The following is a 20,137-nucleotide window of genomic DNA, read 5'->3' as shown; positions in this document are numbered from 1 at the left end:
GATTAGAATATCAATGGAATAATGATATATCGTGTCAGGAAGGTGTGAATTGGATGAGTTCAGAGATCAAATTATCCCAAAGTACAGCGATTCGACTGGAGCAGGCCCGCGGTAAGGGGATGCCTGAGGAAGAAATTTTGAAAGCTATTCAAGCCAAAGATGTTTCCGCTTTTGACGCCGTGTCTGAAGAGGAATACCGATATAACGAATTTTTCTCGTATGCGGACGAGCATGGTGAAAATCTGGAGGCAGCAGTGAAAGACGGCTACCGGATTACTTTTAACACACGTGGTGGACTCGGAATCTGGTTGGAAAAGGCCTTTAAGGTACAGCCGGAGAAAGACTTCACGGTGGGTGAAGGTATAGTAACCGGATTACAGTTAAAACCGGAACAGGCAGAGGTGCTGGCGAAGCGGCTTGCATCGAACTGGGTCATTACAGAATCGAAGGATGTACCCGCAGGCCGGGAACTGACATTGAAGCTACGGGCACTGGTTTAATTCTAGCGTTGGGTTAATGTGACTCGAATCAGTCGGTCATGGCCTGTGAAAAAGGTAAGGCCTGCTCTTCATATGGGTGACCCGCTTATAAGGTTGCATCACATGCTGATGAAGTGTACGCTCCCGAATGGAGCGAAGCATGGAATTAAAGTCTGACGGTGAATAGTCAGACCAGGGACTGTCCCGAATTGCAGTGGATAACTGCAGCGGGATGGTCTTTTTTTTTGCAAAAACAGGGGTGGACGATTACAATTTACATATCATTAATTCAGGGGGAATGCGGATTGAATCAGCTAACATTTCTGGGCACTGGCGATGCGATGGGCGTTCCACGTGTGTATTGTGATTGCGACGTATGTACAGAGGCAAGGCTTACGGGAGAGAATAAACGGAAACGTTCTTCTGTTCTAATTGACGGTGGTGGGGAGGGTACGAGTGAACAGTTCATGATTGACTGCGGACCAGACTGGAGATCACAGATGGAGGATCAGGGATTACGTATGGTGCATACGCTGCTCATTACGCATGCCCATTTTGACCATATTGGAGGACTGCCGGAATGGGCAGATGCGTGCCGCTGGTTGGGTGTAAAAGGGCGTTTGTATGCACCGCGTGAAGTAATTGCCACCATTCAGGGACAGTTTCCCTGGTTGGGTCGTCATATGGACTTTCTGGAAACGGATGATGATATTGAACTCGGTGGCTGGAAGGTACATTCCTGGAAAGTATGCCATGGGCATAACGGGTATTCGTACGCCTATCGATTGGATCGAGGTGGGTATAGCTGGGCGTACTGTTCAGATACCATTGACCTGAAGCCATCCGAAAAAGAGCCGTTGCACGGACTGGATCTGCTGGTGCTTGGAACGAGCTTTGTGCATGAACTTGCGGAATTCTCAACACGTTCCGTGTACGATATGCGCGAGGCGCAAGAGTTGCTGCGGGAACTGAAGCCGGGTCATACTTATTTTACACATATGTCTCATGACGTAGATGTACGGCAGAATTATAATCTGGATCAAGGCATTACGATTGCCCTTACCGGGATGAAGGTGCCGATTGGAACATTAAAGCTGGAAACGAATGCGTAACCCAACTTAACTAGCGTAACAAAAATAAATTCAGAAGAGCGTATCCTTTACAAGGGGTTCTTCGTTTACATAGTGTAAGTCAAAATCAATCAGGAACCAGCAAAGGGGGGCCCCCAAGATGGCCTTTGTGAAGTCCGTGGATTGCAGAATCAACAGACCACATGATGATGGTAAACAAGATAAATTCGATATTGAATTCAATGGCAACGACAGAAAAAATCAATTGAACCAAAGCATCCATACCGTATTACCCGATCTGATGGGGTCGTTGTATGCGTATTGTCTATCTCTGACGAAATCAGTTCCAGACACAGAGGATCTGGTTCAGGAGACCTGTCTCAAAGTGTTGTCGTCGAGAGTGGTTGGAACTTCCGAGATGAATAAAGATATAAACTGGGAAGCTTATCTGATTCGTATTGCACGCAACAGCTGGATTGATATCTTACGCCAGCGGGAGAGATTAGCCTGTAAAATGGATAGCTTGAAGCCGCTCCTGCACGAGATGGAGGAGGAAAGGCGATTCGAGGAGATGGAGTCTGCCATACAACTTCTTGTAAATGCGCTACCACCGTGGCAGCGAGTGATATATGTATTACGTGAATTAATGGGTTATAAGGCGGCAGAGACTGCGGAAATGTTGGATACAACAGAAGGTGCTGTGAAAGCGGCATTAAGTCGTGCCCGCTCTGCCATAGCCGAGGTGAGGCACAGGTTGGAACAATCAGACGGTGAATTGCAGTATGAGGAGGGCACAGTGGTGGACAATCGGGAGGAACTGCGCAGTTATCTGCTGGCATTTCGTAATGGAGATACAGCTCAAATCATTGATCTGTGCCTGAATCGTTCGGATGATCCGATGGCTGTGGCGGGAACGATTTTGCAGCAGGCTTTGCCGTCTCCATCCATGCAGCCAATGATGTACGGGTACTCCACTTCTAGTATGAACTCGATGTCGTATGGAGGCGGGTACACGGTCAACATGGTTGCCTAAACCGAGGAGGCGACATATATGAATGTAGTGCCGTATGTAGTGGAACAAACTGCTCGCGGAGAGCGGAGTTATGATATTTATTCCCGTTTGCTCAAAGACCGGATCATTATGGTGTCCGGAGAGATCGAGGATCAGATGGCAAATGCCATCGTGGCCCAGTTATTGTTTTTGACTGCAGAGGACCCAGAGAAGGACATCCAGATGTACATCAACAGTCCTGGTGGGTCGGTGACTGCGGGATTCTCGATCTATGACACGATGCAATTTGTGAAGCCGGATATCTCCACGATCTGTACAGGGATGGCGGCAAGCTTTGGTACGATATTGCTGGTAGGTGGAACAAAAGGCAAGCGTATGGCGCTGCCCAACAGTGAGATCATGATCCATCAGCCACATGGCGGTACACGAGGGCAGGCGTCGGATATGTTGATTCATGCTAACCGCATCATTCAGCACCGTCAACGTCTTAACAAGCTGTTAACCGACCATACAGGACAGTCAATTGAGCGGATTGAGAAGGACTCGGATCGAGATTATTTCCTGACCGCTGCTGAAGCAGTCGAATATGGATTGGTGGATAAGGTCATATCCAGCTCATAACAGTAGCCCGGAAGGTCATGTGACCTTTCAGGCTTGATTAACCAAGAGGACGAACAGGAAACTGACGTCCTCTTTTTTGTCGTCCAGATTAACCAAATCCACGTTTAGGGAATGAATCAGAATGAAAACAATCTGAAATTAAGATTGACCATCAGTAGGTATAGTGTATATATTATATATACACACTATACCTACCGAAAACTATTTAACATCAATGGGGTGAGGAAAGATTAACATTTTAATATCGAACGCTTCGAGCGATCCGATCTACATGCAGATTCTAACTCAGATCAGACAGAGCATCTTGAGCGGAGAATTGGTTGCTGGAGATAGTCTTCCCTCCATTCGGCAGCTCGCCAAGGATCTGCAAGTCAGTGTTATTACAACTAAACGTGTCTATGAAGAGCTGGAGAAGGAGAAACTGATCGATTCAGTTGTAGGCAAAGGGAGCTTTGTATCTGGAGCCAATCAGGACTTTATTCGAGAGCGGCGGATGAAACAATTGGAAGAGAAGATGCTCGAAGTGATTCGTGAGAGCAGAGAACTGGGCATGAGTTCACAGGATGTAATCCATCATCTTACATTGTTGGTTGAGGAGGAATAAGCATAATGAACGCTATCGAATTACGTAATGTAACCAAAACGTATCCCTTATTTAAAGTAGATAATGTGTCTCTTGATGTGAAAAAAGGATATATCACGGGACTTATTGGTCCGAATGGGGCGGGAAAGAGTACTTTGATCAAAATGATCACGGGTCTGATTCATCCCGATAAGGGGAGCCTCAAGACATTGGGCAGTGAGATGCCCAATCAGGAAGTTAACATCAAGCAACGCCTTGGCATTGTGTCTGATGAATGTTTTTACTATGAGCATCTAACGATCCGTGAGATGACACAAATGATTGCTCCTTTTTACACCAAATGGGACAATAAAGCGTTCAATGACTATTTGGATCAGTTCGAACTGTCTCCCAAAAAGAAAATTCAGGATCTGTCCAAAGGCATGAAGATCAAGTATTCTCTCGCCGTAGCTTTGTCGCATGAAGCAGATCTGCTAATTATGGATGAACCGACATCCGGACTTGATCCTGTATTTAGGCGGGAATTGCTTGATCTGCTTGCGGATATGATACAGGACGAAACAAGGTCCATTATTTTCTCGACTCATATTACGACCGATCTGGAACGTATTGCAGACTACATTACGTTTATTCATCAAGGAAAACTGGTGTTTAATGAAGCCAAAGATGATGTGCTGGAAAGGTATACGATTGTAAAAGGGGATACGAGTCTGCTTGATTCCGACATTCGGAAACATTTCATCGGAATACGAGAGACAGCCGTTGGTTTTGAAGCGTTGTCGGATCATAAAGCAGAAGCCGAACAGTTATTTGGGAGGTTAGCTCTTTTACAAAGACCTACGTTGGAAGACCTCATTTATTTTACGGCGAAGGGAGGACGCAAATATGCTTAACTTGCTTCGTAAAGATTTCATTGTACTAAAAAGTTCACTGTGGACGATTGGGTTATACCTGGTGGTATTTAGTCTCGCCTTTATACCAAAGAGTGAAATGTCAATGTATTTTGTAGGCATCTACACAGCCTTTGGTTCGGTCATGCTGGCAACCATGATTGATATCAAGAACCATAATCATAATTTTCTGGTCACGCTCCCGGTTAGCCGCAAACAGATTGTGAAAGCCAAGTACCTCTCTGCTATAGTCTATACATTTTTCGGGGTGCTCGCGTCGTACGGAATTCACGAGCTTGTGAACCTGAATTATCCTGAACTGAACAAACCGAATTATTCACTTAGGGATATTGTCATTGCCGTAGGCATGGTGCTTGCGTTAGTTTCCATATACATGCCTCTTTTCTACGGACTTAGCAAAAAAGGGGCAGGCATCATCAATGCGATATTCATGGTCTGCATGATTATACTGGCGCAACCCGTTGCGTACCTCATGAGCATGGCCAACGAGAACGGTATGATTACCACAACGACAATGGCTTTGGTTTCCGTAGGCATTATAGGTTTGTTTGTGGTGTCTTATCTCATTACGATTCGCTTGTTTGCAAGAAAAGACCTTTAAAACACAGAGCGGATGCAGGTAGAGAATATAGAACACCAAAAGTAAAGTCGCCACAAGGCGACTTTTTTTGATGCAGCGATACGAGTGCCAAATTACACTTGATATTCTTCGGAGTGACGTCAGTTCCTGGAAATCCAAACCTTACATTTCTTTAGCTAGGGTAATGAGCCTGCTCATGCCTTCCCGAATCTGCTGCTCATGTGCATAAGAGAAGGACAGGCGCAGCTTGCGACTGGCTGAATCATCCGAAGAATCAAATACGGTTCCAGGTACAAAGGCGACGGATTGTTCCATGCATCGGTGAAGCAGTCTTCCGGTATCCACACCCTCAGGAAGCTCCACCCAAAAGTTGAGTCCGCCCTCCGGCCGGGTCCACGTCCAGTCCGTTTCCAGCAGAGATTGTTCCATCACTTCCATCCGTAGCTGGATGGCGGTCCGCAGCTTGGACAGATGCTGATGCATACGTTCTGACTGAAAATAACGGAGAAAAAGCTTCTGGTTCAGAAGGGGCGATCCGTTATCTGTCAGTGATTTTACAGCCTGTAGTCCTGGCATGAATCGCTGGCGGCATATGATGGCTGCAATCCGTAGCCCGGGTGCAACATACTTGCTGTAACTGCGAATGTACAGAGTGTGTCCGGTGGTGTCGTAGGTGAAAATGGGTGCAGGAGGTTTCTCCTTAAAATAGATATCATAGGTACTGTCGTCTTCGAGCAGAAAACAACCATACTGTTCTGCAAGTTCGGGTAACTGCTTGCGCTGTTCTACTGGAACATTCATACCGGTTGGATTCTGAAAGGTCGGTGTCATATAAAAGAGACGTGGCTTCTCACTCTTCATCAGATGTTCGATCTGCTCCAGATCATAACCCTCGGGATGAATGTCGGTAAAGACGAGCCGGGCACCTTGTTTGCGGAAAATCTCCATTGCCGGTCCATACGTAGGCCGTTCCATCAAGACCCGATCCCCGGGCTTGACCAGCGTCCGCGAGATGACGTCGATCGCTTGCTGGGCACCCGATGTAATTAACACCTCGTCTGCGGAGAGGTAGAAGCGTTCCTTGGTTGTCAGATGGCTTGCCAGCGCATTACGCAATTCCAGATCTCCCTGAATCGTGGAGTACGTTCCGAGCAGACGTGGATATTGATCCAGCAGATCACGCATCAGTTCTCCCCAATACCGATTGGGAAGCAGGGCGGGATCAATCAGTGATTTGGAAAACTGGAATTCGGCTTCAAGCGACTGTACACGTGCGAGGGAGTCCCAATGCAGCCATGCAGACACGGCGGGATCATCCGCCTGATCCGTTACTGAGAATGGAGTTGCTGGACTGACATAATAGCCGGACTTATCCTTCACATAGACATTCCCACGTTCTTTTAACTCCTGATAGGCTTTGAAAACAGTCAGACGATGTACGCCGAGTAGCTCGGACAGGCTTCGTACAGATGGCAGTTTTTCATGTTCGGCCCACTCTCCCGCTTCTATACGTACAACGAGATAATGGATTACTTGCTCATATAGTTTCAGGCTATTATCTGTCATCATCATGGTTCTGCCCACCCGGCTCACACTCCTTTTGAACTCTATTGTAACAGCTAATGGGAGAGAACTGTTCTGTTTTGTTCATTCTGTTCTATAGACCATGAGATATGATGGAGAACAGATAAAGGAGTGGTTATCATGGTGGGGATTGCATTTACGGTCATGTGTCTTATTTTCGGTACAACGTTTCTGGCTATTAAAATTGGAGTAGAGGCTGGCATGCCGCCTTTTCTGTCAGCTGGATTGCGATTTGTAATCGCGGGAGCGCTGATGTTTGCATGGATGTGGATGAAGGGCAAAGTGAGCTGGTCGCTCCTGTTCCGCAAGGAGATGTTGTTGACGGGAGCGGGTCTGACCTTCGGCACCTTTGCCACATTATATTGGGCTGAACAGCATGTGAGCTCGGGTGTGGGTGCCATTCTGTCAGCGACAGGGCCGCTGATGATTATGTTGATGCAGACGGCGTTGTTACGGCAAAAAACATCTGGCCGTATGATTACAGGCTGCCTGATCGGGTTCACCGGTGTGGTTCTGGTTGTGCTGCCAGGTGTATCGCTTGGTGCAGGTTCTCTATTCATGTGGGGTTGTATCGCGGTTCTGGTGGGGGAAGTTTGTTATTCAGCAGGTGCATTGTACTCCAAAAAGGTCATTCATCAGTTCAAGGAGGCTAGTCCTGTAGCGATCAATGCGGTGCAGATGATGTATGGGGGATTGCTCTTAACTCTGCTCTCGGCCGGAACGGAATCGTGGAATATGTCAGCTCTGGACTGGGTGCCTGCCGTCTCGTCGGTGATCTATCTGACTGTCATTGGCTCCATGGTGGGGCATAGTCTATTCTATTGGATTATGTCGCGCACCAATCCGTTATTCCCGGCAACCTGGTTATACATTTCACCACCCATTGCTGTAGGTCTTGGTGCTGTTGTCTATGGTGAGCATGTCAGCTGGGTTACATGGATCGGCGTGGTACTGGTCGTTTCAGGTCTGCTGGCGATGAATGAGAAGGTGAGCGGCTGGTTGAAGAAAGGAAAGCGTGCGAGGGTGACAGTGCAGGCTTCCGAAACTGTTTTAAAATAGGTAAAGTTTGAAGGTATGCAGCTCAATCTCAAAATCAGCCCTTGATTTTAGGTTGAGCTGTTTGTTATTCCAACATGATGTTCTCGTTAACCAGTTGGTAGTAATATTCATCCATCTGTTCTGCCGTAACATTTTCATCGAAATGTTGTATCCACCACGTCACAAGTAAACGAATAACCCCCGAGTGGAACTCGGCTACCAGTTCAATGGGAAGTGAAAAATGTTTACCTCTTCTCTTCAATTCCAGAAAATCTCGTCTGAATATCTCTCCGATATAATGTATGAAAAAGTTGTTAAACCCCTCATCCTTCTGCTGGTTCTGCACGATAGTCTCCAGTACATTTCCGAACAGAATTTTAGATACGCTTTGCAAAGGCTGCTGTATCCGATCTTCTACATTCATGTGTAAATAATCCCGAAGGACCCAAGTTAGGGTGGAGGACAGTAGAGCAAATTTATCCTTGAAATGTTTGTAAAATGTTGTTCGGTGAACCATAGCTTTGTCACATATTTCATTAATTGTGATGTTGCTAAATAGCTGGCCTTTCTCACATAACAGATCGAGAAGCGCCATCGTTAACAATTTATGAGTTCGGGTAACTCTCAAATCCACCTTTTTATCAATCATTTTCATCTACATCATTTCCTTATTGTAGTTTAGCTATATAGTATCCTGATATTGATTCTTACTTGATGCGAGATTCCAAGTGTATATTGGTATTATAAGTAATTTTTTGATAGGGCTACAAGTGTAGATAAAATATGATGGATTAGAGAGGATGAAGTGGCGATGTCCGATATGAAAAAAGCTGTGGTAATTGGGGCAGGTATTGCAGGATTAATAACTGCAAGGATGTTATCTGATTATTATGACGAGGTGTGTATCATTGAGCGAGATGAATTACCTTCTGAACCGGGGAATCGGCAGGGTGTGCCTCAATCCTTTCATCCACATCGTGTATTACCGCGCGGCGGACTCATTCTGGAAAAGTACTTTCCCGGATACAATGACGAATTGGTCGCGCTTGGTGCCATTCCTTCACATGAAGAGAAATTTGTGATTGCCAATCGCTACGGTACATTAGTTAATAAGGCAAATGCTAATTCCTCATTCAAAATTGCATCAAGCAGTAGAGCTCTCCTGGAATGGGTACTGCGTCAGCGCGTCCAGAACATCGATCATATAAGCTTCTTAACGAGTACGGAAGTTACCGGGTTAATGGCATCAGAAGATCAGCGTTCGATTACAGGCGTGTATACCAAGGAAAGAGGCCGGAATAACCGGGAAGCAATGCTTGCAGCAGATATGGTTATTGATGCCGCGGGGCGTTCTTCCAAATTGATCAGATGGCTTGAACAGATAGGGTTGTCCGTGCCTGAGCCGGAAGTGCTGAAGGTGTCGCTTGGTTACAGCACTCGCTATTATAAGATACCATCCTCAATTCGAAATGACTGGGGAACGGTGATAACAGAGTCCGATCCTGTGCAAGGAATTCGTGCAGGCATGTTGTGGCGCATTGAGAATGAGATCGCTGGACTATTACTGTTCAACGCAGGAGGAGATGAATATCCTTCAACCCATCCGGATGAGTTCCAAGAGCAAATCAAACATCTGTTTGCTTCGGATGAAATCGTAGCGTTGGCAGACCAGCTGGAGCCGTTTCAAGGACCGCGGGGATACCGTATTTCCGAGTCTGTCCGTCAACATTTTGAACTCATGGAGAATTGGCCTTCCGGATTACTGGTCCTTGGCGATGCATTTTGCAGCTTCGATCCGATCCATGGCCAAGGCATGACGGTCGCAGCAATTGAAGCCGAGACCATAGGAAAATGTTTGGATGAGCAGCGAATACATCCTGAGCCGCAGTTTGAGCGCCAAATCCTGCTTCGTATGCAGCAGGCGATTGAACCGGCCTGGTGGCTTAGTTCTGTGGCCGATCTGCGATGGAAAGGGGTCGAACATGTTGGGCCTTCCCGAATGAAAGGGGTTGCGTTTGCTCAGAAGTATATAAACTTGTTTACTAAGCAGGCGATGAAAAAGGCGAGTCAGGAAAATAATAATCATCTCTTTTTTACCCAGTTCCTGATGAATGCTCTAATCCTTCCTCCAAGTGAATACTTTAAAGGTGAAATCCTGAACATGATCCTGAACGACAATGGTTCCGAAGAAGAAATGGAGTTAAGAGCGGAGCTTGGTGTCCAAGATCCGGAGCTATTCCAGCAAAGAATAGATGAGATCATTCCGCCATTTCAACTGGAATTTGATGGGCAAATTAAGAAACTGTTGGAGTCTTTCCAGCATGCCATGAGCAAGTAAGAGACAATGAATCGTGGTGCGTGAAAGTAGGCAAAACATGAAACGAATAATTTTAAATTTCATAGCTAGCATTTTAATCTCATTTATTGTATTTTTTATTGTTTTGTTTTTTGCTGATGTCCCAGATACAAATCGTGTCATCTTATCTATGGCGATTACGGTTTCACTACAATTATCCTTAATCACGGCATTATTACTTTCAAAACATAAAAAATAACAGAGAAATATACCTACTATAATCGTTCACACAGAAAAATGAAAATGTCTTTAAAATCAAACAAACAGCCCTGCACGGCGAAATTCGCCGACTGGGCTGTTCGTTGATCTTAATTACTCTGCGTTCAGCACAAACTTCTCGATTACCTCTTTTACGCCGTCTTCGTTATTACTTGCCGTAATGTAGTCTGCCAGCTCTTTCAGCGCAGGAATGGCATTCCCCATCGCTACACCAAGACCAGCAACTTCGAGCATCTCATGGTCATTCCAAGAGTCGCCGATGGCAATACACTCGCTGAGTTGGTGACCGAAATGGTCAGCCAGGAAGGTCAGGGCGTGGCCTTTAGTTCCTTCATTGTGCATGATTTCCAGGAAGTAAGGTTTGGACTTCGTGATATGCACTTGAGGTCCGAGCAATTCACGCAGGTCAACAGCAACCTTATCCAAGTAGTCTGGCTCATCGATAATAAGCAGCTTCGGAGTTTTTTGTTCGATGACTTTGATGAAATCAGATTCGATGTAATATTGAGTGCCGTTTAATTTGGCATAATCCCGCAGCTTGTCGTTTTCCTCACGGGCATACAGCTTGTCCTCAATGTATGTTTGAAGGTGGAGATTGTTCTCCAGGCAGTAATCATACAATTTGCGGGAAGCTTCCTGTGGAACGTAACGCTCATAGAGGACTTTTTCGTCCAGCAGGTTTTTCACCAATGCGCCTTGATACGTAATGATCGGCACGTTAAGTCCGGTTTGACGAGCAAGCGCTTGTGCGGAAGCATAAGCACGTCCAGTCGCCAGCGTTACAGTTACACCATGGGCAACCGCTTGTTCCAGTGCAGTCTGTGTAGCAGGGGTTACTTCCTTGTTGTCGTTGATCAGGGTGTCATCAATGTCGATTGCAATCAATTTGTAGGTCATCTGTATTTCTCTCCTTTTTTTATCTGTATCTATACTAACGAACGAAAAATAAGTTTTACACGAGGCCACTCCGAATACAGATTCATCTTTCGATCGCTGTTATCCCCGGATTTTTGATTCCATTCCCCAAGGGGAAATCCGTTGATAAGCGTATGCTTCCGATGTAGCTTTTTTTCAAAAAGCTTTAAGCGAACGCTTCGCTTCTCCCGATGAATTCTGTCTTCTCCGTTAACGTGTAATCTTAGACTTCGTTCTAAAACTATAATTACATCTAAATCCTACTCTTCTAGAAAAACAAGGCCAATAAAGTCTTCTAGCTCAAGGTTGCCGAAGTAATGTTTTACATCCAGGCCCTCAAGTGCAGTACGCACCTCGGATTCCTCATACCGCTTGCCGCGCAGCATATTTTCGATATCCGCCACATCACCTACACCGAAGAAGTCGCCAAAGATTTTGATATCTTCGATACGTCCATCCTTGATGTTCATGCGCAGATCGATGATGCCGACAGGGAATTTGCGAGTGTGCTTCACATTGCTTTCCGGAGACAAGCCATAGTTCCAGTCCCAGTTGTTATAACGCTCAGCGGAGATTTCTTTGATTTTGTCCCAGTCTTTGTCAGTGAGCGTGTACTGTGGAACGTCCTTAGGCTCCATCCCGAAAATGTGACGTAACAGCTCATCGCGGAACTGCTCAATCGTCAGGTTGGTGTCAATCAGGTCCCGTATGTTGGCGACCCGGCTGCGTACGGACTTGGTGCTCTTGGATTTGAATTTCTCGGGATTGACGTTCAGGGAAGCCTGAACATGCTCCAGATTCAGATCAAACATCAATGTGCCATGACTGAACATACGCCCACGTGTGGAAAACTGGGCGTTGCCCGAAATTTTCTTTTCGCCCACTTGCAGATCATTACGCCCGGTCAACTCGGCATTTACACCAAGCTCGTGCAAAGCTTCAACCACAGGTTGGGTGAACTTGCGGAAGTTGTGGAAGGATTGACCGTCATCAGCTGTAATAAAACTGAAATTCAGGTTGCCCAGATCGTGATATACCGCTCCGCCTCCCGAAAGACGACGAACCACCTGCACACCGTTATCCTGAACGTACTCGATATTAATTTCTTCAATCGTATTTTGATGTTTTCCGATGATGATTGACGGACGGTTGATGTAGAACAGCAGATAGCTGTCATCCTCCATCGGCAGATGTTTCAGAATGTACTCCTCAATGGCAAGGTTTACAGAAGGATCTGTAATGCCCTGGTTGTCAACAAACAGCATGGTCATTCCTCCATTAATGTATGTGAGGGATTGCTAGTCCCTTATGTAGTGAACCTTGTATATCAAAAGGAACCGAAATTCCTCTTCTATTGTAAACGAATTATGGTTGGGACACAAAGAAAACAGGATTGACCCACACCTCCCGTGCCATCCATAATAAAAAGGACATACAGAAAGGATGACGGAAGAATGACCGGTTATATCGAAGTGTTCGGACATGGCGGGGACGTGGAGACGGCTGCGTCACGATTTGGGAGAGAAGCCGCTGATTTTCTGGATTTCAGTGCCAACATTAATCCGCTCGGTCCGCCCAGAGGGGTGCTGAAGGCTATACAGCAAGGATTACAGTCGGTGATTCGGTATCCCGATCCGGGGCATCGGGGATTCAAAGCACTGCTGAGCGAGCGTCTTGGTGTGATGCAGGAGCAGATTTCTGTGGGCAACGGTGCAGCCGAAAGTATGGCGCTCATTCTGCTGGGGCTTGCCCCGCGCAAGGTGGGTACGGTGGAACCTGGATTCTCGGAGTACCGCGCGTTGGCACGACAATTCGGTGCCGAAGTTGTGCATACGGAGGGCAGAGAAGAGCTGGCGTGGCGAGCGGAACCCGAGGAGATCGAGCAGCTCATGGAGAAGGTAGACTTGCTCTTCCTTGGCCAGCCCAACAATCCAAACGGTGTACAATATCCGCTTGAGGTATTGCAAAGGCTTGCCAGCAAAGCGGAAGAAACGGGAACTGTAATCGTTATTGATGAGGCATTTATGGATTTTATTCCGGTAGCCCGGCGCCAGTCCCTGGCAGCACATCTGAATGACTATCCAAATGTGATCATCATTCGCTCGATGACGAAGTTTTATGCCATTCCGGGCTTGCGTCTCGGATATGCTTTGGGCCGTGCCGAATACATTCAGGCGATGACGAAGAAACAGGTGACCTGGAGTGTCAACGGTCTGGCGCTCATGGCAGGGGAAGCCTGTCTGCGCAGCGGAGAACGGTACGAACAGGAGACCATAGCACAGATCACGCGGGAACGGGAGCGTCTCATCGAAGGACTGAAGGCGTACGGATGTGCGGTGACACCGGGAGAGGCGAATTTTATTTTGGTACGTGTGCCGGCCCCTTGGACAGCAGCATCAATGCAGGAGGCGCTGGGCCGAAGGGGCATCCTGATTCGCAGCTGTGCCATGTATCCGGGGCTTGACGAAGGTCATGTACGTTTTGCAGTCAAGGATGCAGACGCCAATGCTACATTACTCAAAGTGCTGGGCGGCGTGCTGGAAACCAAGGGATATCCAAATGTCGATCAGTCCTCCATTCATGAATCAAGTCAGCAGGAGCAGACGAAAGATTCGGAACAGGCACAGGGAGGGAAGCGGTCGTGACACTCCCGTTTTATAACTACTTTGCGAATGGAGAAACAGGCGAGAATGAATATGCTTCCTCTTCCTGGCCCGGACTGAACATATCCGCATATGAACGACATATCAAAGCACAGAGCCCAAGGGCTGCCCAAGCGCTGTCGAGTGCGGTATATGGCGGTGGGATGATTGAACTGGATCGCATATTTAACATCTATGTGGACAGGCATTACCGCTGTGATGATCCGCCGCGTGATATCGAACAGGCGCTGAATGAATGGCATGAGCCGCGGGATCAATGCGCCGGATTATTGACGGCCGTAAGGCTGGAGCATACGTCCATTCAGGAATATACAAGTGAAGAATTTGGTCTTCTGTGCTGTACCACTGCGGGTGTATCGAATGCAGCACGTGCGGGATCGGAGAGAACGGTATTTGATACGGTGGGAAATAAGAAGATGTCTTCCGGCAGGGAGCGCTCTGCTCCTTCAGCACGAAATCTAACGATGGCCCCCTATGTCCCGGGTACAATTAACATCATGCTCTGGTTGAATGGACGCATGACCACCGGGGCGATGGTTAATGCGGTACAGACGGCGGTGGAAGCCAAAGCGGCAGCGCTGGCGGATGCGGGTGTTCTGGATTCGGAGAACGGGTTGCCCGCCACCGGCACCACAACCGATGCCATTGTGTTGGCGGTACGTCAGGCAGTGGAGGAACCTCAGCCGATGATTACTTATGCCGGGACAGCAACTACGGCAGGAGCGGCGATTGGCAGATTGGTATACGACACGGTGACGGAGAGCCTTCAGGCCGGACTGTTATGGAAAGAGAGGATCAGGCACAAATGACTTTTGACGTGGAGCATCTATGGACTTGGCCGTTCTGGACAGGCATGGCGGGAGCCTGGATTATTATAATGGCGTACCTGTTGGACCGATGTATCGGAGATCCGCGCTGGATTCCCCACCCGGTGATTGGCATGGGAAAAGGCATCTCGGCGTTGGAGCGTGTCATTCGCTCGCGTGTGCGCACAGATTCGGGGCTGAAGAGAGCCGGGCTGTTGTTCCCGATTTTGATTGCGGGGGGTTCTTTTGCCATCACCTGGGGACTCGTATATGTGCTTGGGCTAATCCACCCTGTCATTGCAGCGGCAGCTGAAGTGGTGCTCATTGCAACGACTATTGCTTCAAAAGGGCTGAAGGATGCAGGTATGGAAGTGTATCGTCATCTGAAGCAGCAGGATTGGCCGGCGGCCAGACGTTCACTGGGCATGATTGTTGGACGTGATACGGGGCATCTGGATGAATCGGAGGTTGTACGGGGTACGGTAGAGACGGTTGCCGAAAATATCGTGGATGCCATTGTATCACCGTTATTCTATGCACTTATTGGAGGCGCTCCACTAGCTATGGCTTATCGGGCCGTCAACACGCTGGATTCCATGGTCGGATATAAAAATGACAAGTATCTGCATCTTGGCTGGGCCTCGGCCCGTTTGGATGATGTGGTGAACTGGATACCTGCCCGGCTGACCGCAATTCTGTTAATCGTGGGTGCCTGGGTCATGAAGCTGGACGCCAAAGGAGCAGCACGCATGGTCACACGGGATGCAAGACTGCATCCAAGTCCGAATAGCGGTTTTCCCGAATCTGCGGTGGCTGGAGCACTGGGCATCCGGCTTGGGGGACATAACGTGTATCACGGCGTTGCTTCATTTCGTGCCTATATGGGCGAGGCCACAAGGTCGATGGAAGCCGAGGATATTGTGCAAACATCACGCCTGATGTTCTGGTCGGCAGGGGCTTTTGTTGTACTGTGCATGTTCATAACGCTGGGTGTGTGGCTGGCAGGAGGGACGCTGTTATGGCTGTAAATAAAGGGAATGCAGGCAATGAAGTACATACGGATCAACCCGGCTCACTGAAACGAAACATTCTGTGGGTCCGTCACGGGACAACACTGTGGAATGTGGAAAAAAGATACCTGGGGCATACCGACATCGGTCTGCTGCCAAATGCCAAAGAAGAACTGGCTCCGCTTCATGAACAATTGAGCCGTGTTTCGTGGCACGAGGTATATTGCAGTGATCTGCTTCGCTGCCGGCAGACGCTGGAACAGATTCTTCCTGATGCCAGCGGACAGGTGAAGTTCGACTCACGCCTGCGCGAGAATGATTTTGGACAGTGGGAAGGGCTGACGTATGAGCAGCTCAAGGATAATTCTGTGTACCGAAACTGGATAGATGCCCCGCAGGAGGTCACTCCGCCTGAGGGGGAATCGTGGCAGGAGTTTACCGGACGGTTGGACTCCTTTCTCCAAGAGATGTTGTTGGAGGGCTGTCCTTCGACGCACGTTAATGAGGATCAAGTGCCAACCATAGTTGTGGTTACGCATGGTGGTGTCATCCGGTATGCCTTGTCCCGTCTGATTGCCGGGCTTGGGTTCTGGGATACACATGTCGTACCGGGACAGGCGATTCAGGTTCAGCTTGAACAACAGGGGAATCAATGGTTTGGCAGCAGAGTGACTTTTCCGCCAATCGGGTTGTAAGGATGTACAATATACCCTATAATCACAACAGAAGTGTGACTTCAGCATGGTACAGATATGCTTCAGGTTGTGAAGCCTGAACGAGTATGCAACATGCAGAAATTACACGACAATGGTTTACCATATCAGCGACCAAGGGTCCCGCGTGTGAAGGCTGTTTTCATGGCAGATTAGTACGAGTCACGAAACACACAAGGGTGAAATGGGGAAGCCGGTGCAAATCCGGCACGGTCCCGCCACTGTAAAACAGGATGATTCCTGTAAGTCAGGTTACCTGCCCTGGACGTACAAACCGGTGTTCCTTCGAGGAAAGGACAGCGTTTCGGGCTATTCTATGCGCATGGACAACCCTTGGTTGAACATGTACAGATCGCCATATGCGAGACGTCATCCCTGATCCTTGTCCAAGGATTGGGGATTTTTTATTGTTCATGTAAGATGAACCGAGACCAATTTTACACGAGGTCACTCCGATTGCAGTACCATCTTCCGATCGCTGTTATCCCCAGATTTTTTGATTCCCTTTTTGAAATGGAAAATCCGGTGATAAAGGCGAACACTTCGTTTCTTCAGATTGGTTCTGCACTCTCCGTTAGCGTGTAAATGTTGCAGTTCAAACCTTACACAGGAACACCAAGACATGGGGAATAAGAGTTCGAGCACGATGCAAGAAAATAGTACAAATAGAGAAGGGGAGAATAAGAGAATGAATTTCAAGAATTGGAAAAGCGTAGCGTCGCTGCTAAGTGCAGCGGCACTTGCACTGGCTTTGGCCGGATGTGGCAATGCAACAACAAACGAGGGCACAGGTACTTCACAGCAACCGGCACAGGAGCAATCCCAAGGCCAGGCTCAGACGGACCTCAAAACACAATATCCACTTACCGTTACGGATGCAACGGGTGAATCGTTCACCTTTGAAAAGGCACCGGCCAAAATCGTATCCGTGTCTCCGGCTGAAACGGAATCCCTGTTTGCCCTTGGATTGGACGATCAAATCGTTGGTGTATCCGACTATGACGATTATCCGGAAGCGGCAACAACCAAAGCTAAAATGGGCGGTATCACCAAGCCCAATGAAGAGTCCATCATTGCCGCAGAAGCCGACATTGTCTTCACAGGTATCTCAATGAGCGAAGATGCAGTGAAAAAGCTGCGCGAACTGGGTATTACCATTTTCAAAACGGATCCTAAATCCATTGACGATGTGATGAACAATATCGAAACCTTCGGTAAAATTACCGATCATCAGGAAAAAGCACAAGAAATCATCACCCAGATGAAACAGGACGTGACGGATGTAACCGAAGCGGTGAAGGCAGTTAAACCGGAAGAGAAGAAAAAAGTATACGTTGAATTCTCCCCAGGCTGGACTGTGGGTAAAGGCGAATTTATGGATGAACTCATCACTGTAGCCGGTGGCAGCAATATTGCTTCGGACAAAGAGGGTTGGTATGAAATCAATGAAGAGAACGTGATTGCCTCCAACCCGGATGTGATTTTGTATGCTAATGATGTAATTGATGAAAACTCCAAAACACTGGATCAGATCATCAAGGCGCGCAGTGGCTGGGATCAAATTACGGCTGTGAAAAATGACGCGGTTATTGGCCTGGATGCCAACCTGCTGAGCCGTCCGGGTCCACGGGTAACTCAAGGGTTGAAAGAAGTAGCCAAAGCGATCTACCCTGACTTATTCCAATGAGTAAAAAGCTGATCCTGTTCGGAACGACGGGCATGGTGCTGCTGGTGCTCACCGTGCTCATCTGCACGGGCATTGGTTCAGTAGCTTTGCCGATCCGGGATATTGCAGGTATCCTGATTCACAAAATTCCCTGGGTGGGCGATTGGATTACACCGGATTGGAATAAGGCAGCCGAACAGATTATCTGGAAAGTCAGATTCCCACGTGTACTGCTTGCCGTGCTCGTTGGCGCATCGTTGGCGATTGCTGGTGCGGGATTCCAGGGGGTTCTTCGGAACCCGCTGGCAGACCCGTTCACCCTGGGCGTATCATCCGGTGCTTCGGTGGGTGCAGCCTTTCTGATTTTCTTCGGATTGCAGTATGCACTGATCGGAATCTGGACGTTGCCACTGGTGGCGTTTTTGACGGGTGTAATCACGTTATGGTTTGTTATGGCACTGGCTCGTGAAGGGCGTAAAATACCTACACACAGCCTCATTCTGGCTGGTGTGGTCATGCAAAGTTTCCTGGGCGCAGTTGTTTCCTTCCTGTCGACCATGTCGAAACAGACGATTAATGAAATTATATACTGGACGATGGGAAGTCTGGCTCTGCGTGGGTGGTCGTATACGGCCATCCTTTTCCCGTATTTTCTGTTAGGGCTGGTCTTTCTCTGGAGCCGCGCACGCTCGTTGAATGTGCTTGCACTGGGAGAACGTCAAGCGGCACATATCGGGATCGGAGTGGACAGGCTCAAGCTGTCCGTGCTGGCAGTTGGCACACTGCTGACTGCAGGCGCTGTCTCGGTATCAGGTGTCATCGGATTCGTTGGATTGGTGATCCCGCATATGTTGCGGCTGGTGGTGGGACCGGATTACCGACTGCTGGTACCTTTGTCAGCCATTGGTGGAGCGATCTTCATGGTGTGGGCAGATACCATAGCAAGGTCGTTGCTGGCGCCAACTGAAATTCCGCTCGGTGTTGTCACCGCCTTTGTTGGTGCGCCATTCTTTGCTTACCTGCTGCACCGGAACAAAAAGTTGCAGAAGGGGATGATGCCATGAATTCCAGTACCAGTTCCAACTCGACTTCACTTATCTCCATTAAGGGAGCAGGGAAGTCATATGGCAATCATCAGGCATTGCGCAATGTAGACTGGCATGTTGGCGAAGGTGACTGGTGGGGAGTTGTCGGACCAAACGGCAGCGGCAAGTCCACCCTGATCCAGCTTATTGCCGGAACGGAACAGTTAAGCGAAGGTCAGATCCGTATCGATGGTCGAGACATCGGCTCTTACAGCCGTAAGGACCTGTCGCGGATGATCGCTGTATTGCAACAGGATGGCTTGCCAGCCATCTCCTATCCTGTACGAGACGTGGTGGAGATGGGGAGATATCCATACCAGAACTGGCTGGGGCGGGAAACGGGTGATGGGGCACTTGTAGTGGACAAGGTGCTTGAAGATCTAGGATTGACAGAGCTGGCGGACAGACCGCTGGATGCACTCAGCGGCGGGCAACGGCAGCGAGTCGCACTAGCCAAAGTTATGGCTCAGGAACCGAGGTTACTGCTGCTGGACGAGCCGACCACGTTTCTGGATATTAAATATCAATTGCAATTCATGGAATTGTTATCGGCATGGCGACAGAGAACTAATATTACAATTGTGGCTGTGCTGCATGATTTGAATCTGGCCGCGTTATTTTGCGATCACATTCTGGCGCTCCGTGAGGGCATGGCTGTTGGAAAGGGCACGCCTCATACGTTGATCAACGATGAGAATATCCAGGATATATTTCGCGTCAAACCCGCAATTGTCTCCCATCCCGACCATGCCATACCTCAACTGCTGCTGCGGCGGGACATCGATTAAATGAAGCGGGGCAACCCATATTTTGATGAAGGAAGTGC

At 48.2% G+C, this 20,137-nt stretch carries 20 protein-coding genes and 1 riboswitch; of the genes, 16 read left to right on the top strand and 4 right to left on the bottom strand.

Translation table 11 applies throughout. The features are described 5' to 3' along the window. The first annotated feature begins 53 nt into the window (after positions 1 to 53). The 7 genes from NSQ38_RS28615 to NSQ38_RS28585 all read left to right on the top strand — a co-directional run bounded on the left by NSQ38_RS28615 (position 54) and on the right by NSQ38_RS28585 (position 5,277). Positions 54 to 500, top strand: a complete 447-nt coding sequence (locus NSQ38_RS28615; RefSeq protein ID WP_339785465.1) for a hypothetical protein — start codon at positions 54 to 56, stop codon at positions 498 to 500. 284 nt (positions 501 to 784) lie between these two features. Beyond that, on the top strand, positions 785 to 1,591 hold the full coding sequence (locus tag NSQ38_RS28610) for an MBL fold metallo-hydrolase (RefSeq protein WP_339785463.1): 807 nt from the start codon (positions 785 to 787) through the stop codon (positions 1,589 to 1,591). A gap of 118 nt (positions 1,592 to 1,709) precedes the next feature. Then, positions 1,710 to 2,582 carry an RNA polymerase sigma factor gene (locus NSQ38_RS28605; protein ID WP_339785460.1) on the top strand — a complete coding sequence of 291 codons (873 nt, stop codon included), beginning with the start codon at positions 1,710 to 1,712 and terminating at the stop codon, positions 2,580 to 2,582. A gap of 18 nt (positions 2,583 to 2,600) precedes the next feature. Then, complete coding sequence (clpP, locus tag NSQ38_RS28600) at positions 2,601 to 3,182, top strand: ATP-dependent Clp endopeptidase proteolytic subunit ClpP (protein ID WP_339785458.1); 582 nt, start codon at positions 2,601 to 2,603, stop codon at positions 3,180 to 3,182. A 229-nt stretch (positions 3,183 to 3,411) separates the two neighbouring features. Beyond that, positions 3,412 to 3,786, top strand: a complete 375-nt coding sequence (locus NSQ38_RS28595; RefSeq protein WP_036610760.1) for a GntR family transcriptional regulator — start codon at positions 3,412 to 3,414, stop codon at positions 3,784 to 3,786. Positions 3,787 to 3,791: 5 nt separating this feature from the next. Beyond that, positions 3,792 to 4,658 (top strand): ABC transporter ATP-binding protein, encoded by an 867-nt coding sequence (locus NSQ38_RS28590; protein ID WP_339785456.1) that lies wholly within the window; start codon positions 3,792 to 3,794, stop codon positions 4,656 to 4,658. Further along, on the top strand, positions 4,651 to 5,277 hold the full coding sequence (locus tag NSQ38_RS28585) for an ABC-2 transporter permease (RefSeq protein WP_339785454.1): 627 nt from the start codon (positions 4,651 to 4,653) through the stop codon (positions 5,275 to 5,277). Before NSQ38_RS28590 ends, NSQ38_RS28585 begins: the two co-directional genes overlap by 8 nt. A gap of 141 nt (positions 5,278 to 5,418) precedes the next feature. On the opposite strand, the gene NSQ38_RS28580 is transcribed toward NSQ38_RS28585, so the two are convergent. Then, a complete protein-coding gene (locus NSQ38_RS28580; protein ID WP_338592294.1) occupies positions 5,419 to 6,840 on the bottom strand; it encodes a PLP-dependent aminotransferase family protein in 1,422 nt (473 codons plus the stop codon). A 120-nt stretch (positions 6,841 to 6,960) separates the two neighbouring features. On the opposite strand from NSQ38_RS28580, the gene NSQ38_RS28575 reads away from it, so the two are divergent. Continuing rightward, positions 6,961 to 7,899 carry an EamA family transporter gene (locus NSQ38_RS28575; protein WP_339785451.1) on the top strand — a complete coding sequence of 313 codons (939 nt, stop codon included), beginning with the start codon at positions 6,961 to 6,963 and terminating at the stop codon, positions 7,897 to 7,899. A gap of 64 nt (positions 7,900 to 7,963) precedes the next feature. Here the strand turns inward: NSQ38_RS28575 and NSQ38_RS28570 are convergent, their stop codons facing one another. Next, positions 7,964 to 8,533, bottom strand: a complete 570-nt coding sequence (locus tag NSQ38_RS28570) for a TetR/AcrR family transcriptional regulator (RefSeq protein ID WP_289391549.1) — start codon at positions 8,531 to 8,533, stop codon at positions 7,964 to 7,966. Positions 8,534 to 8,689: 156 nt separating this feature from the next. On the opposite strand from NSQ38_RS28570, the gene NSQ38_RS28565 reads away from it, so the two are divergent. Continuing rightward, on the top strand, positions 8,690 to 10,216 hold the full coding sequence (locus tag NSQ38_RS28565; protein ID WP_339785448.1) for an FAD-dependent monooxygenase: 1,527 nt from the start codon (positions 8,690 to 8,692) through the stop codon (positions 10,214 to 10,216). A 330-nt stretch (positions 10,217 to 10,546) separates the two neighbouring features. Here NSQ38_RS28565 and NSQ38_RS28560 read toward each other — a convergent pair whose 3' ends face one another. Then, positions 10,547 to 11,350 (bottom strand): Cof-type HAD-IIB family hydrolase, encoded by an 804-nt coding sequence (locus NSQ38_RS28560; protein WP_339785445.1) that lies wholly within the window; start codon positions 11,348 to 11,350, stop codon positions 10,547 to 10,549. 278 nt (positions 11,351 to 11,628) lie between these two features. Next, positions 11,629 to 12,633, bottom strand: a complete 1,005-nt coding sequence (locus tag NSQ38_RS28555; RefSeq protein WP_338592308.1) for a lipoate--protein ligase — start codon at positions 12,631 to 12,633, stop codon at positions 11,629 to 11,631. Between the two features lie 189 nt (positions 12,634 to 12,822). Here NSQ38_RS28555 and cobD point away from each other — a divergent pair, with 189 nt between their 5' ends. The 7 genes from cobD to NSQ38_RS28520 all read left to right on the top strand — a co-directional run bounded on the left by cobD (position 12,823) and on the right by NSQ38_RS28520 (position 20,099). After that, the gene (gene cobD / locus NSQ38_RS28550; protein ID WP_339785443.1) at positions 12,823 to 14,013 is read left to right on the top strand and encodes a threonine-phosphate decarboxylase CobD; all 1,191 of its coding nucleotides are present in this window, start codon (positions 12,823 to 12,825) and stop codon (positions 14,011 to 14,013) included. Then, positions 14,010 to 14,840, top strand: a complete 831-nt coding sequence (locus NSQ38_RS28545; protein WP_339785440.1) for an adenosylcobinamide amidohydrolase — start codon at positions 14,010 to 14,012, stop codon at positions 14,838 to 14,840. The genes cobD and NSQ38_RS28545 overlap by 4 nt, the downstream gene beginning before the upstream one ends. A 44-nt stretch (positions 14,841 to 14,884) precedes the next feature. Beyond that, positions 14,885 to 15,865, top strand: a complete 981-nt coding sequence (cbiB, locus tag NSQ38_RS28540; protein ID WP_339790753.1) for an adenosylcobinamide-phosphate synthase CbiB — start codon at positions 14,885 to 14,887, stop codon at positions 15,863 to 15,865. Beyond that, positions 15,856 to 16,542 (top strand): histidine phosphatase family protein, encoded by a 687-nt coding sequence (locus NSQ38_RS28535; RefSeq protein WP_339785438.1) that lies wholly within the window; start codon positions 15,856 to 15,858, stop codon positions 16,540 to 16,542. Before cbiB ends, NSQ38_RS28535 begins: the two co-directional genes overlap by 10 nt. 160 nt (positions 16,543 to 16,702) lie before the next feature. Then, positions 16,703 to 16,839: riboswitch (cobalamin riboswitch) on the top strand. A 409-nt stretch (positions 16,840 to 17,248) separates the two neighbouring features. Continuing rightward, a complete protein-coding gene (locus NSQ38_RS28530) occupies positions 17,249 to 18,247 on the top strand; it encodes an ABC transporter substrate-binding protein (RefSeq protein WP_091033535.1) in 999 nt (332 codons plus the stop codon). Continuing rightward, positions 18,244 to 19,290, top strand: coding sequence for an iron chelate uptake ABC transporter family permease subunit (locus NSQ38_RS28525; RefSeq protein ID WP_133386799.1), 1,047 nt, complete (start codon positions 18,244 to 18,246; stop codon positions 19,288 to 19,290). Before NSQ38_RS28530 ends, NSQ38_RS28525 begins: the two co-directional genes overlap by 4 nt. Further along, the gene (locus tag NSQ38_RS28520) at positions 19,287 to 20,099 is read left to right on the top strand and encodes an ABC transporter ATP-binding protein (RefSeq protein ID WP_339785436.1); all 813 of its coding nucleotides are present in this window, start codon (positions 19,287 to 19,289) and stop codon (positions 20,097 to 20,099) included. The genes NSQ38_RS28525 and NSQ38_RS28520 overlap by 4 nt, the downstream gene beginning before the upstream one ends. The last annotated feature ends 38 nt before the right edge of the window (positions 20,100 to 20,137 follow it).

The sequence above is a fragment of the Paenibacillus sp. FSL R7-0313 genome (assembly GCF_037969885.1).
In the GTDB taxonomy this organism is placed as follows: Bacteria; Bacillota; Bacilli; order Paenibacillales; family Paenibacillaceae; genus Paenibacillus.
The sequence above is the reverse complement of the archived record's forward strand: the minus strand, read 5'-3'. Positions and strand labels throughout refer to the sequence as shown.

Bases quoted from the DNA above. Each gene is read 5' to 3' on its own strand.
- NSQ38_RS28615 (WP_339785465.1), top strand. From the start codon at position 54: ATGAGTTCAGAGATCAAATTATCCCAAAGTACAGCGATTCGACTGGAG.
- NSQ38_RS28605 (WP_339785460.1), top strand. From the start codon at position 1,710: ATGGCCTTTGTGAAGTCCGTGGATTGCAGAATCAACAGACCACATGAT.
- clpP (WP_339785458.1), top strand. From the start codon at position 2,601: ATGAATGTAGTGCCGTATGTAGTGGAACAAACTGCTCGCGGAGAGCGG.
- NSQ38_RS28590 (WP_339785456.1), top strand. From the start codon at position 3,792: ATGAACGCTATCGAATTACGTAATGTAACCAAAACGTATCCCTTATTT.
- NSQ38_RS28585 (WP_339785454.1), top strand. From the start codon at position 4,651: ATGCTTAACTTGCTTCGTAAAGATTTCATTGTACTAAAAAGTTCACTG.
- NSQ38_RS28575 (WP_339785451.1), top strand. From the start codon at position 6,961: ATGGTGGGGATTGCATTTACGGTCATGTGTCTTATTTTCGGTACAACG.
- NSQ38_RS28570 (WP_289391549.1), bottom strand. From the start codon at position 8,533: ATGAAAATGATTGATAAAAAGGTGGATTTGAGAGTTACCCGAACTCAT.
- NSQ38_RS28565 (WP_339785448.1), top strand. From the start codon at position 8,690: ATGTCCGATATGAAAAAAGCTGTGGTAATTGGGGCAGGTATTGCAGGA.
- NSQ38_RS28560 (WP_339785445.1), bottom strand. From the start codon at position 11,350: ATGACCTACAAATTGATTGCAATCGACATTGATGACACCCTGATCAAC.
- NSQ38_RS28555 (WP_338592308.1), bottom strand. From the start codon at position 12,633: ATGCTGTTTGTTGACAACCAGGGCATTACAGATCCTTCTGTAAACCTT.
- cobD (WP_339785443.1), top strand. From the start codon at position 12,823: ATGACCGGTTATATCGAAGTGTTCGGACATGGCGGGGACGTGGAGACG.
- cbiB (WP_339790753.1), top strand. From the start codon at position 14,885: ATGGCGGGAGCCTGGATTATTATAATGGCGTACCTGTTGGACCGATGT.
- NSQ38_RS28535 (WP_339785438.1), top strand. From the start codon at position 15,856: ATGGCTGTAAATAAAGGGAATGCAGGCAATGAAGTACATACGGATCAA.
- NSQ38_RS28530 (WP_091033535.1), top strand. From the start codon at position 17,249: ATGAATTTCAAGAATTGGAAAAGCGTAGCGTCGCTGCTAAGTGCAGCG.
- NSQ38_RS28525 (WP_133386799.1), top strand. From the start codon at position 18,244: ATGAGTAAAAAGCTGATCCTGTTCGGAACGACGGGCATGGTGCTGCTG.
- NSQ38_RS28520 (WP_339785436.1), top strand. From the start codon at position 19,287: ATGAATTCCAGTACCAGTTCCAACTCGACTTCACTTATCTCCATTAAG.